The following is a 12,113-nucleotide window of genomic DNA, read 5'->3' as shown; positions in this document are numbered from 1 at the left end:
TGTCTATTTTTAATCGTATATACCCCCTTCCTTTTTTGGCAGGGTTTCTAACGTTTCTTTTATTACTATTATTAGATATATAAATTTTTGCACAATAATTTAAATTTATAAATTATTATATATATAAAAAAAATCTTCGATCAAATTTTACCAGAAGCCTTTCTAATTTTGTAAGAGAACACTACTAACTCCATGACTGCTATTATGCCTAAAGCAATCAGCAGAGATATCTCCCAACTGAGAGACCTACTCCCCGCCAGCTCCAAAGCTATGCGCTGAGATTGCTCTCCCAAGTTAAAGGCTTGGGATATAAGCATGTGAGTAAGTATGGGTGCATGGAACCCTCGACTTTTCTCATTCTTCACCATTTCCAGTATGTGTTCAGCCTCAGCCAGCATGCTTTCAGCTTTCACCATTAGAGGGTCTTTTTCACTTACTTTGAAGACAGATTTGGCCTTGGCGATAACTCCTTCAGCCGCCCTTATTTTCTCCTCAGCCTTCTTGATCTCATACTCAGTCCTGTACTGAAGGGCATGTAACTCTCCCGAAGGTAGGATCGCGTGACACTGCTCACATGCTTCTTCTAAGAGAGGTTGAGTAAAGTTATGCCTGAACCGCTCTCCTTCAGAGTACATGTGGCATGTCTCACAACTTGCTCCCACAGCCTTATGGACGCTGGCATTCCAGAAATAGTATTCTGGACTTGTGGTCTGATTGTGACAGCGCCCGCAGAGGGTGGAAACAGTGGGGGTCCTAATTTCCTGGGAGTGGGGGTTATGGCAGTTGGTGCATGTGATATCATACACAGCCATTTTCGATTCGCTTAATTCTTCAAAGGTTTTATGGCACTGTCCGCAAGCGGCAGAGGAGGCGTTGATCCACCTGTGAACATGGCCGCTTTCTGCATGAGGATGACATACGTCGCATGAGACTCCTTCTACTTTGTGAGGGGACATATTCCAATCTCGATATATGTCGTCATGGCATCTATCGCATAACTCCGGCACCTTCTTTCTCAAGTCTTGGCTGTGAGGTTCATGGCAGTCAGCACAGTTGATGTCGTGCTTTATCTCAAGCCGGTACTGCTCGACATGACAACTACCACAAAGGACAGAACTGACCTCTACCAACCTGTGCACGTGCCCCACCTCTGCATGACGGTGGCATTTCTCGCAGGCCACTCCCGCCAAACCGTGAGCAGAGTCACTCCATCGCTGGTACTCCTCTGAATGGCAGCGACTGCATAGCTTAGCGACTTCAACCTCCAAAGTCTGACTATGGGGATCGTGACATGAGTTACAAGTGATGCTGATGACTTCCAGTTGAAACCTTCCCCCATGGCACTGACTGCACACGGCCAGATCTACTACGACTTCCTCGTGAGGCACGGTTTCAACGCCGGAATGGCAAACAAGACAGTTGACGCCTTTCTCAGCATGGATAGACTGCTGCCATCCTTCGTACTCTTCGTGGCATACTCCACACTCTTCTGGTGGCAGGGGAAGTGAAGGTGTAACTGCGATGGTAGGGGACGGTGTAGGCGACAAAACTAGTTCATGGCATCCACTGCACATCACGTAATCATCAGGGAAAACTGTGTGATCAGGCGATGGGGGGAGAAGAGGAGCATCAGCTACACCCGTTTCATGACAGCCCTTACAGACGGTACGTCCCTCATGGTCTTCCGGCATGGGAGGAGCTGCGGTAGATTGGGAGGGGAAAGAAGGTTTTGAGGCGAAGGCTGTGTTAAAAGCGATAGAAAGAATAATAATGATCGAGAAAGCCGCCATCGCTCTCTTATTTATCTTTGGCCCTGCTGTCAGATGCTTAAGATTTCTCATATCAACCCCCGCGCATACGAATATGAAAGTATCATGACGGTGATGAACAGCAGAATGAGGGAAGTAAGAAATATGGACTGCCAAGGTACAGGGGGAAGAGGCGGCTCTACCTTACCTTTTTTTATCCCCTCCAATTCTAAGGGATGCTCGCTGCGCATAATCTCTTCCGGCACGCTTCCGGTAATCCACACCCGATCCATGGGGAAAACATCAGCGTTGAGGTGGGAGTAATAGAAATGGAGCACCAGCAAAGTTAAGACGGCTAAAACAGCTTCTCTTTCATGGAACAGAAGGGCGACGAGGAGATAAGGCTCAGGAGCCCCTATCCCCACTCCAAAAGGTGACCTGAAAAAGAGTAAGGCTATGCCGCTTGCACCAAAAATCACTATGCCCCATACAACACCCCAATAATCGAGTTTTTGAATATAATTATATCGCCCAAATTTAGGCTTCTCTTTGGCTAAGTTTAGGAGATATTTGATGTTGGCTATTAAGTTGGATAGATCTTTCTTGGTAAACATGATCTCAACTCGCCTTTTGTGCGTGGTGAAAAAGGTGCGGCCGTAATAGATCATGTGGTATATCGCTAGACCGCCCATGGTGAAGCCAGAGACTATATGGACTATCCGCCTCGCTTCAAGTCCGCCTAGGAAGTAAATCACAAAGGCCCCCCAAGAGTCGAAGTATCTCAAAGCGAAGCCTGTGACAGCGCATATGGTGAAGGTCACTATCAGTACGATGTGTTGAAGCCTCTGGTTAAGGGAGAATCGCTCAAACTTGGCTTTCGATGTTTCTATGGGAAAACTTTCGGCTTCCCTCCACCTCTTCACGGTGTCGAGAAGCACATGCACTGCGAAAAGCAGTACTAAAACAGTGATGAGGAAAAAGTAGAAGGCTATCACATAGAATTGAAGTGAATAGGCTGAGGGAAGATTCGCTGAGAAGGGGAAGTTTGAAGCAATGATTCTACTCACCATCGGAAGGGCGTTCATGAAGGGTCGTAAGACTAGGGTGTAAAGAAGGTAAAAGCATATGTTAAGAATGAAGAATACGGTAGATATTTGAATGATTTTCAGTTTGCGTTGCATGGTTCTTCTTCGATTTTAAATTAATTTAATTAATAACTATTAAATATTAAGATAAAAAATTTTCTATGCACATATATATATAAATAATATTATTAAAAATTTTAATAAATATGATTATTAAATATTTATAAAAGAACTTTCATATCTATTATATCGATGTTAAAACAAGTAGGGTATCGAGCTTGAGGACCCGGAGGATAGTGGCGCTTTGTCTTATCTTGGCGGTAATAGGTAGCTACGTAGTTTATGAGCAGCTTACAAGTTCTATCACACCCTATACCCCTGTTTCTGAACTGATGGAGAAGCCTAGCGAATATTACGGGCGGCAGGTTCAGGTAACAGGAATAGTGAAGGAGGGCTCTGTGGAGAGGGTAGGAGCTACTCTTACTTTTATCCTTGCAGACAACCGCTCATCCATCGAGGTAACCTATTTCGGAGTTTATCCTTCAGGATTTCAAGAAGGTAATGAAGTTGTGGTGATCGGCACCCTTCAAGATTCAGTTCTCCAAGCTGAGAAAGTGCTGGTTAAGTGTCCTTCTAAATATGAAGAACTTCCGGAGGCCTCGGAATAAGCTAGTAGATGGATGTGCAAAGGGATGATAGGATACGTAAGCCTGATATCGGCTTTCCTGTCAACCTTCTGCGCTATTATTCTGTTTAGTGTATCCCTGAAAAAAAATCATCCGGGTTTAATCAGGTTTGGAAGGGGAGCTCTGCTCTTAGCCAGCGTGTTCATCACCATAGCCGCCTTGTGGTTATTCTATTTACTTGTAACTCGCGATTTCCAGAGCATGTATGTGGCTTCTCACACCAATAGAGCTCTGCCTTTGGTATACACGCTCTCAGCCTTCTGGGCTGGACAGGAGGGTTCACTTCTTCTGTGGGCTTGGGCGCTTTCCCTGTTCACAGCGGTAACCCTTTTTGTGGATAAGAAAAACGATGAATTCGCAATTTACAAATCCCTCACGCTAGCAGCAACTCTGCTCTTTTTCCTATTTACGTTGATGTTTGCGGCGAACCCTTTTCAGAGGCTTTCCTTTAAGCCTGTAGATGGCTTAGGCCTTAATCCTCTGCTTCGGAGTCCTGGAATGATTTTCCACCCGCCTACTTTGCTCATAGGCTATGCAGGTTTCACCATTCCCTTCGCCTATGCTATGGCAGGGTTGGCAACCGGAAATGAGCACTGGATATACCGTTCTAGGAAATGGGCGTTATCTGCTTGGATTTTCTTGAGTGTAGGCATCGTCTTAGGAGGCTGGTGGGCTTATCGTGTTTTGGGTTGGGGAGGCTACTGGGCTTGGGATCCTGTGGAAAACGCTTCCTTGATGCCCTGGCTTGTAGGCACAGCTTTTCTCCACTCGGTTATGATACAAGAAAAGAGAAGAGGCATGAAAAGATGGAACTTTCTGCTTATAACATTCACCTTCATATTAGTGATATACGCAACATTCTTGACGAGAAGCGGTATTCTCTCCTCGGTTCATTCTTTCGCTGAGTCGCCTATTGGGATCTTTTTCTCAACTTTCATTGTTCTCACTCTAATTGCATCGCTGGGATTGTTTGTTAGCAAGTATGAGGTTTACAGGAGCAGAAATATCTTTGAGGCGTCTCTTTCAAAAGAAGTCAGCTTTCTCTTCAACAACCTCCTATTCGTCGTCTTAACCGTCGTAATATTGGTGGGAACCACTTTCCCCCTCATTTCCCAAGCCCTCCGAGGTTTCCAAGTGACCATAGGAGCCGAATATTACAATGAGGTTACTGTGCCTTTAGGCTTGGTCCTCATTTTCCTTATGGGGATATGTCCCTCCATAGCTTGGAGGAGGGCAAACATAGCCAGTCTCAAAAGAAGTTTCACTTGGCCGATTGTAGCATCCATGGTAGGCTTGATTATCTCGCCTCTTCTCGGCATTCGGGATTTTGTAGGTTTACTTATGGTGTTTATATGCGTATTCGTGGTAGCCTCTCACGGGCTGGAGTTTTGGAGGGGAATTAAGGCAGAGGGTAAAACCAAGGGTTTCGGTTATGTGAGAAATCTTTGGCGTGCTGTCCAGAAAAATCGAAGGCGTTACGGAGGATACCTTGTCCATATTTCCATCGTAATCATACTCGTCGGTATAACAGCCTCCTCAGTGTATGACAGTTCGCGTATGTTTACTCTCAGTCGGGGAGAGACCTACAGCATAGAAGGGTACACATTATCCTTCGAAGGTGTTAAAGTGAGCGAGAAAGCCGACCGGGCTGTTTTCACTGTTTCTCTTCTAGTTTTAAAAGACGGTCGGGTGATACATGAAGCAACACCTTCCATAGAATATTATGAAAAAATGGAGCAATATATAACACGCGTGCACATCCATACCGTAGGCTTGAAGGATCTCTACGTTATCCCCTTAGAAGTGTGGGAGGATAACGCCACCTTTAAAGTCAAAATACTCCCATTTGTGAACCTCATATGGATCGGGGCTTTTCTGATGCTTGCTTCAACAGTATTTGCTATGACCAGCTCCGAGAAAGCAGTGCTGAAAAACCAAGACCTGAAGGGAAATGGTCGATGAAGATGAAAAACGCCAGAAAAATAGCAGTCTTTGTCTTCATATTCGGGTTGCTGTTGCTTCCGATCTCGGTTCAAGCCTCAGAGGTAAAAACGACAGTGGAGGAGGTTTCCCGCAGTGTATGGTGTCCCTGCGGCTGTACCATGCTTCTATCGGACTGTGAATGTGAAACCGCCTATAAGGTGCGTACTCAGATAGAGCAGATGATAAGTCAAGGGAAAACGAAGGAGGAAATAATCTTCGAGCTTCAAATGATATACGGGGAAAATATACTGGCAACCCCGCAGAAAAGCGGCTTAGAACTAATGCTGTGGGTGCTTCCCATCGCAGCTGCTGTCGGCGGAACCGCCATAATTTACCGTTTAGCATATAGAAAACCTTCCGATGTGGAGTTGGAGGAAGAAGAATATGAGAGTGAGGAATTACTGACGGCCATGGCAAAGTACGATGAGATATTTGAGAAAGAATACCAAAAGTTTAGGGAAAGAGTTGCGAAAAAATGAGTCTCACAAACGATTTGGTGGCATCTCTTTGTCTCTGGGGATCGGTTTCCTCATCAAACAGGTTAAGCAAGTTGTTAGTGGTTATTTTTCTGGTCTCCATCATGGCCGTCGGTCTTAGTGGCATAAAGGTTGCAAAAGGCGCTGAGGAAAGCGGCGTAATCGTCGGGAAAGTAACATCTTCAGCAGGCCCGCTTCCCGGTTTAAAGGTTTCACTCAAAGAGTTGCGCGGAGACGAGTTCATCACCGTTGCGGATACGGTTACCGGCAGGGAGGGTGAATATAAATTCGAAACCTTGCCAGTAAACAAAACTTTCGTTATCGAGGTTGTTTATCAAGGTGTTCCCTACTTTCAGATGGTGAAGTTAGACGGCCAAGAGCCAGTGCAGGCTGACTTTATAGTCTACGAAGTTACATCCAGCGACGAAGACATTGGGGTGCTCGTCCACTACATACTGCTAACTCCCCTTGAGAAACGTTTAGGAGTCTACGAGCTTCTCGTCTACCAAAACGTGGGCGAGCTGGTCTTCGCCAACAGTACTCTACGACTAAACGTTCCCCCAGATCGCTACAACTTCACCTCTCCCGTGATGGACTGTTGTCTGTTTCCTTCCGAAGACTCCGTAACCTTCGACCCCATGGGACCTCTTTATCCCGGCAGTCAGTACAGGTTATGGGTGGAATACGAGCTCCCTCTCCAACGCTCTGAGCGCGTCTTCACCAAACAGCTAGTCTATCCCACCCAACTAGTCCACGTGCTGGTGGAGAAGAAGCCGGGCGTGGAAGTGGAAGCGGAGGGGTTGGAGAACGCTGGTGAAACTACGTTGAACGGCAAGGTATACCAAGCACTTTTAGGCTCTAAGATGGAAGCCGGCTCCCAGATAATCGTCAAGGTTTCAGGTTTATCTCAGCTTCGATTTATCGCCAACTCTGTTCTCTGGATGTCGGGAGTCATCGCTATTATAGGCGTGGCTGCCCTTTATCTGAATATGCTAAGGAAAAAGGGGGGAGTAAAATCGGCTGTTTCAACTATCATGCAACTGGAAGGAGAGCTACAGGCTTCCGAGGCTACTCTCCGTAGATTGGAGTCTGACTATAGGCTAGGAGTTATCTCCCCAGAAGTATACGTCCAGCTTATACGCAGATATGAGAGCCGTAAGACGGAGGCTCAGAAAAAATTGAATAAACTGAAGAGAGGAAAGGAAGATAATTCTCAGAAGAAGAGGAGTGGATAAAAGTGGTTGTGGTTTCAGAACGCCGTCAAGCTCTGTGGCGCTACGGATTCCTTCCCCTAGTTTTTATCTTCAATGCTTTATCTATTTATCTCACATATTTTTACGCACCTCCAGAGGCTACGTTGGGGGAGCTCTATAGAGTTTTCTATCTTCACGTTCCAGCAGCGTGGGTTTCTTACCTAGCCTTCGGGGTTACGTTTGTTGGAAGTCTCATGTTTCTGCGCACCGGGCGAAGCGGCTGGGACCTCTGCGCCGACGCCTCAGCTAGGTTGGGGGTTGTCTTCTGTGGGCTGGCCTTGATACTTGGGTCTCTATGGGCTGGTTCAGCTTGGGGGGTCTACTGGCACTGGGACCCACGGGAGACGACCACTCTTATCCTCTGGCTGGTCTATGTTGCTTACCTTTCCTTTCGGCTGGCCGTGGAAGACAGGGAGAAGCGGGCGAGGCTTTCGGCTGTGTTGGGGATCGTAGCCTTCATAACTGTGCCATTAAGCTATCTATCGGTTCATCTCTGGTTTACGCTTCACCCCGTGGTCATAAAACCAACGGGCTTACTCATAACAGGGTCGATGGTTGCCACATTGATGGTGGCCCTCGCTGCGGTCACGTTGATCTACGTTTTGCTTTTCCGGATCACCCTAGACTTGCTTCGGATGGAGGAGAGAACAGAGGCCGTAAAATATGGAAAGGAGGTGTGAAAATGGGGCTTTTAGAAACCTTACTGACGATGTCCATGATCTTCTGGGGTGTTATCTTCCTGTATGTCTTATGGTTAGACCGCAAAGTTTCATCTCTCAGAAAGGTCTTACACACTCTGAAAGAGCAAGGGGAATAAACCGTCTCGCCAACTGTCTCTCCAGTGGAAACTTTCAGCTTCAATCTTGGAGGACATAGTCGAAAAGCAGGAGAGCGGCGGCTGCCAGCGCCGCCAAAGTGAGAGCCACCATCCTCAGCTCAGGCAGCACAGAATAGAACTCTACTCCAAGGATGAGTTTCTGGGTCAGAATGACGAGGGGGATAACTACCGGCAGCACCAGCGGAAACATCAACAGAGGAATCAGCAGAGCCCTTGACTCCGTATACATCGTCAAACCCGAGACCAAAGCTCCCACAACAGCGAGGTCCAACGTTCCTAGGACGAAAACCAATCCTGTTAATAGGAAACTGGAAGTGAAGGTGTAGCTGTAAAGCACCATACTCAAAGGAACAAAAATCACCTCGATGACTCCCATCAGAAGGAAGCCGTAGACCACTTTCCCCAAGAATATGGACTGGGAGGAGATGGGAAGCATTCTCAAGCCGTCGAGCGTGCCTTGATCGCTTTCCCGCGTGAACACCGTGGAAAAACCGAACATTCCTGCGAACAAAATTATTATCCATATTATGGCGGGAACCGCTTGGTGCACTGCGGCAGAGAAAATCCCGAAGGCGAAGTTGAATATTATGATAGAGATCAGGGCAAAAGTGAGCATGGAAAAAACTTCATACTTCCTCCTCAACTCAGCCAGAAGATCCTTGGATGCAACGTAGATGGCGCATTTTAACTCATGGAGAGTTTGGCTTGTCAACGGGCGGCTCCTCCCTTAAAGGCGTCTTTGAGGCTTACCTCGTCTATATCGCCGGCCTCCAACAAGCGGATAAGTCGCCCTTTTGCTAGGAGTGCTGCCTTGTTGCAAAGCTCCTTGGCTTCTTCGATGTTATGGGTGGAGATGATGATAGTCTTTTCCCCTTCCATGCTTCGCACAAATTCACGGGCGACCTCTAGGCTTTCCATGTCAAGGCCTGAAAAAGGTTCGTCGAAAAGCAGAAGTTCAGGATCATGAATGATGGCTCTGGCAAAGTCGAACCTCTTCTTAAATCCTCTGGAAAGGTTTCTGACAGGTTCATGCCGCCAGCCCCCTATCCTCAAAAGCTCAAATACCTCATCCAATTTTTCCTGAACGTACTCTGGAGGCGAAGAATGGTAGAACTTATAGTAGAACTTCAAATTCTCCTCACCTGTTAGGTCCCTGTAAAGAAGAGGCTCGTGGCCTAGGTAGCCTATCCTCCTCCGGAGTTCCACCTTCCTATCCTTCAAGCTGAGGCCGTCTATTAGTACAGAGCCGCCGGATGGAGACACCAGTGTGGCAAGCACTTTCAAAAGTGTGCTTTTGCCTGCGCCGTTGGGACCGAGGAGGCCAAAAACTTCTCCCCGGCCCACGCTCAACGTAACATCTAGGAGCGCATATCTAAAGCCGTAGCGCTTGGCGAGGTGCTCGATAACAACTGGTGTGTGTTCTTTCAATGGAAAACACTGTTCCCTTAGTCTCTAAAGATTTTGTTCTCAACTCATGTGTTGATATATTCTATTGCTATCTTCGAAAACAACTTAAACCTACCGTATCCTCTGAGGCACGGGAGTTAAGCTCGAGGTGAACTTGATATTTCCGCTTAATAATTATTTTTCTTTCATTTGTAATTTAAATAAATATTATATTATCCATATATATAATTAAAGAGAAAAAAATAAAAGAAGCAGGCTTCAATAGAATATGTTGTGAGTATTTGTTCTCAACAAATTCAAACCTGAAAGACGAAGAAGCCTATAAGGCTCTTTCCATCAAACCTAGAAGATTTATATTAGACCTTCTTGTAACTTGTGGACCTTTAGACTTGGATGAACTTTCGAGAAAGACTAACCTCAAAACCATAACCCTCCGCCACCATATGAGAATCTTGGAAAACGCAGGTTTAGTAGAGTCCTTTTTGGAGGAAAGAGGCAGCCCAGGCAGACCCAAACAGTATTATAAAATTGCAAACAGATATATGAATCTAGGTTTCCCCCAGCGTCAGTACCAACTGCTGGCTCAATTATTGCTGGAAAGTCTTATTGATAAGAAAGGTGAAAAATATGCAGCGACTCTCCTCCGGGAGATTGGAGAAAAAATGGGGGAGAACATGATGAGAAACCTTAGCCTTCAGCATCGAATTCAGCAATGGAACGAGGAGAAATTCTGCACTCATGTGCTCAGCGAACTGGAAAAAATGGGTTGTTATCCTTCGATAACTAGAACGCCTGAGGGGGACTTGGTGATAAAAATTTTCAACTGCATCTTCTACGAAATCTCGAAGCTCAGCCCCAAGACCCTCTGCGAAGGTCACGCTGCCTATTTTCGATCCATTAGTAGATGCCTTGGAAACTATGACGTAAAACTCGAAGACTGCATTATCGACGGAGATAGATGTTGCACAACAGTATTGAAGAAATTGTAACCGGGGGGTTCAATTGCGTCGAGTGGCGAAAATAGGGATCACTGCCCTAGTTATGATTCTAGTTTTCAGCTTTCTCACTTTTACGGTTTTAACTTACCAGATAGGGACCGGCATCATCTCAAATCCACGCTACTGCAGCGCATGTCATATAATGGAGCCTTTTGTTCAGGACTGGGAGATATCAGTTCACGGACAAAGTTTCGTCGAGTGTCATCTGTGCCATGAAAGCGGACCCCAGTCGGTGATCATGGTAGGAAGATATGTTCTAGGCATATACGAGGTTCCTGTTCTCATAAACTTTACCAATCCTCAGATATCAGCCATCTGCGAAGAATGTCATCTCCGAAACAGTCTTCACGAGGTTAAGGCTCATTCGGAGATCGCCTGCAGACAATGCCATGGTATGCATGGACCTGGAATCGAGGTGCCTACCGTGGATGTTTGCATACACTGCCATGAGGATCTTCCAGAATACATGATGGACACCAATTGTTACAAATGCCATCCTCGGGAAGATTGGGGTTCACCTATAGGGCATTTGCCTGATGAATATGGCAACTTAAACTTCGCCGAATGTGACCGATGTCATGTGATCACGTATCTCCACACAGAAACGCCTCACTCTAAAATCGACTGTGATCTTTGCCACACTGAAGGCGGCTTTGAGAAGATAAAACCCCGTGTTGATGTGTGTATCAATTGCCATGAGGAATGGGCGGAAAGATTCGGTGAAAACTGCTATGAGTGCCATTACAGGCAGGAATGGGGTGGGAGGAGAGTAAGCTAATAAGCTAAGTATCAAGCTGGCTTCCAAATGCTTCCCGAGCCCCCACACCATGAAATGCGTTCGTAACTGTCGGCTGTAGGTTTTAAATATAATTTTTCAACTTAAAATGGAGAAATATCTCCCTCATAGTAGACGGTTTTCTCGTCCGAGGAGTGCCCGATGTTGCTGAAGAGAATTGTTGACGGTTACATGCAAAAAGTTTCCGGGATAAAGGAGCATTGCAGTAGATGTCTCAGAACAGAGAGGTGGGGTGGAAGCGTGGTTTTGATGGTGGTGGACGCCGCGTTCACCTCCATCGGTCTAAACTACTTCACCGCCGTTGTTCCGAAGGTGGAGGAGTTCCGCGAGAAGTTTGTGGAAAGTGGTAAAATAAAAAACCTCAAAGATCTATCTGAGGCGAACGTGGAGGAACTGAAGGCAGTGTGGCGAAACAGGCGCTCATGGGCTATGGCCAAGGCCATAGCTTCCCACCTTTCAGCGCTGGGCGATGATAGGGAAGCCCTCAGGACTTGGGCTAGAAGCGCCGACCTCCAAAAATGGAGGGAGGACCCCGTTGGAAGGATCAAAGGTGTAGGTGTGAATACATTTCAGTATCTTAGGATGATGGGCGGTGTGGACACGGTGATGCCTGATAAAATAGTCAAAAGAGTGGTGAACGAGATCATGGTGAAAGCCGGCTTAGAGCCTGTGAACGACGACCTCGAGTTTGTGAAAAAAGCTGAGGAGCTTGCTCTGACTTGTGGGTATAGACCCATCGAACTCTGCTGGATGACTTGGCTCATTCAGCCTGAAGGAAGGAAAATGAGGATGGAGAAATACTCAAAGATTCTCCCGAAAATATAATAAGCCTCTTTGTACAGT

The 12,113-nt window shown here is 46.4% G+C and carries 12 protein-coding genes; 8 read left to right on the top strand and 4 right to left on the bottom strand.

From position 1 onward, the window contains the following. Positions 1-140: 140 nt before the first annotated feature. Positions 141-1,691 carry an ammonia-forming cytochrome c nitrite reductase subunit c552 gene (locus BWM17_RS00585; RefSeq protein WP_309491936.1) on the bottom strand — a complete coding sequence of 517 codons (1,551 nt, stop codon included), beginning with the start codon at positions 1,689-1,691 and terminating at the stop codon, positions 141-143. 146 nt (positions 1,692-1,837) lie between these two features. Further along, on the bottom strand, positions 1,838-2,815 hold the full coding sequence (locus BWM17_RS00580; protein WP_309491935.1) for a formate dehydrogenase subunit gamma: 978 nt from the start codon (positions 2,813-2,815) through the stop codon (positions 1,838-1,840). A 296-nt stretch (positions 2,816-3,111) separates the two neighbouring features. Between BWM17_RS00580 and BWM17_RS00575 the strand changes: the two genes are divergently transcribed. From BWM17_RS00575 to BWM17_RS00555, 5 genes are all read left to right on the top strand, one after another. Then, positions 3,112-3,501, top strand: coding sequence for a cytochrome c maturation protein CcmE (locus BWM17_RS00575; protein ID WP_309491934.1), 390 nt, complete (start codon positions 3,112-3,114; stop codon positions 3,499-3,501). A 24-nt stretch (positions 3,502-3,525) separates the two neighbouring features. Further along, the gene (locus BWM17_RS00570; protein ID WP_309491933.1) at positions 3,526-5,481 is read left to right on the top strand and encodes a heme lyase CcmF/NrfE family subunit; all 1,956 of its coding nucleotides are present in this window, start codon (positions 3,526-3,528) and stop codon (positions 5,479-5,481) included. Further along, positions 5,478-5,981, top strand: coding sequence for a cytochrome c-type biogenesis protein (locus BWM17_RS00565; RefSeq protein ID WP_309491932.1), 504 nt, complete (start codon positions 5,478-5,480; stop codon positions 5,979-5,981). Before BWM17_RS00570 ends, BWM17_RS00565 begins: the two co-directional genes overlap by 4 nt. Before the next feature lie 71 nt (positions 5,982-6,052). Beyond that, positions 6,053-7,213: a carboxypeptidase-like regulatory domain-containing protein gene (locus BWM17_RS00560; RefSeq protein ID WP_309491931.1), complete on the top strand. Its 1,161-nt coding sequence runs from the start codon at positions 6,053-6,055 to the stop codon at positions 7,211-7,213. Between the two features lie 2 nt (positions 7,214-7,215). Then, a complete protein-coding gene (locus BWM17_RS00555; protein WP_309491930.1) occupies positions 7,216-7,911 on the top strand; it encodes a cytochrome c biogenesis protein in 696 nt (231 codons plus the stop codon). 177 nt (positions 7,912-8,088) lie between these two features. Here BWM17_RS00555 and BWM17_RS00550 read toward each other — a convergent pair whose 3' ends face one another. Together BWM17_RS00550 and BWM17_RS00545 are read right to left on the bottom strand one after the other, a co-directional pair. Next, positions 8,089-8,781, bottom strand: coding sequence for a heme exporter protein CcmB (locus BWM17_RS00550; RefSeq protein WP_309491929.1), 693 nt, complete (start codon positions 8,779-8,781; stop codon positions 8,089-8,091). Further along, positions 8,778-9,497, bottom strand: a complete 720-nt coding sequence (locus BWM17_RS00545; RefSeq protein ID WP_309491928.1) for an ABC transporter ATP-binding protein — start codon at positions 9,495-9,497, stop codon at positions 8,778-8,780. Before BWM17_RS00545 ends, BWM17_RS00550 begins: the two co-directional genes overlap by 4 nt. A 260-nt stretch (positions 9,498-9,757) precedes the next feature. On the opposite strand from BWM17_RS00545, the gene BWM17_RS00540 reads away from it, so the two are divergent. The 3 genes from BWM17_RS00540 to BWM17_RS00530 all read left to right on the top strand — a co-directional run bounded on the left by BWM17_RS00540 (position 9,758) and on the right by BWM17_RS00530 (position 12,095). Further along, positions 9,758-10,465: a helix-turn-helix transcriptional regulator gene (locus BWM17_RS00540; protein ID WP_309491927.1), complete on the top strand. Its 708-nt coding sequence runs from the start codon at positions 9,758-9,760 to the stop codon at positions 10,463-10,465. 151 nt (positions 10,466-10,616) lie between these two features. Beyond that, entirely contained in the window at positions 10,617-11,252 is a 636-nt protein-coding gene (locus BWM17_RS00535) for a hypothetical protein (RefSeq protein ID WP_309491926.1), read from the top strand. A gap of 159 nt (positions 11,253-11,411) precedes the next feature. Next, positions 11,412-12,095, top strand: coding sequence for a hypothetical protein (locus BWM17_RS00530; RefSeq protein WP_309491924.1), 684 nt, complete (start codon positions 11,412-11,414; stop codon positions 12,093-12,095). The last annotated feature ends 18 nt before the right edge of the window (positions 12,096-12,113 follow it).

Source organism: Candidatus Hecatella orcuttiae (assembly GCF_002009985.1).
Lineage (GTDB): Archaea > Thermoproteota > Bathyarchaeia > Hecatellales > Hecatellaceae > Hecatella > Hecatella orcuttiae.
The sequence above is the reverse complement of the archived record's forward strand: the minus strand, read 5'-3'. Positions and strand labels throughout refer to the sequence as shown.

Bases quoted from the DNA above. Each gene is read 5' to 3' on its own strand.
- BWM17_RS00530 (WP_309491924.1), top strand. From the start codon at position 11,412: ATGTTGCTGAAGAGAATTGTTGACGGTTACATGCAAAAAGTTTCCGGG.
- BWM17_RS00565 (WP_309491932.1), top strand. From the start codon at position 5,478: ATGAAGATGAAAAACGCCAGAAAAATAGCAGTCTTTGTCTTCATATTC.
- BWM17_RS00585 (WP_309491936.1), bottom strand. From the start codon at position 1,691: ATGCCGGAAGACCATGAGGGACGTACCGTCTGTAAGGGCTGTCATGAA.
- BWM17_RS00570 (WP_309491933.1), top strand. From the start codon at position 3,526: ATGATAGGATACGTAAGCCTGATATCGGCTTTCCTGTCAACCTTCTGC.
- BWM17_RS00535 (WP_309491926.1), top strand. From the start codon at position 10,617: ATGGAGCCTTTTGTTCAGGACTGGGAGATATCAGTTCACGGACAAAGT.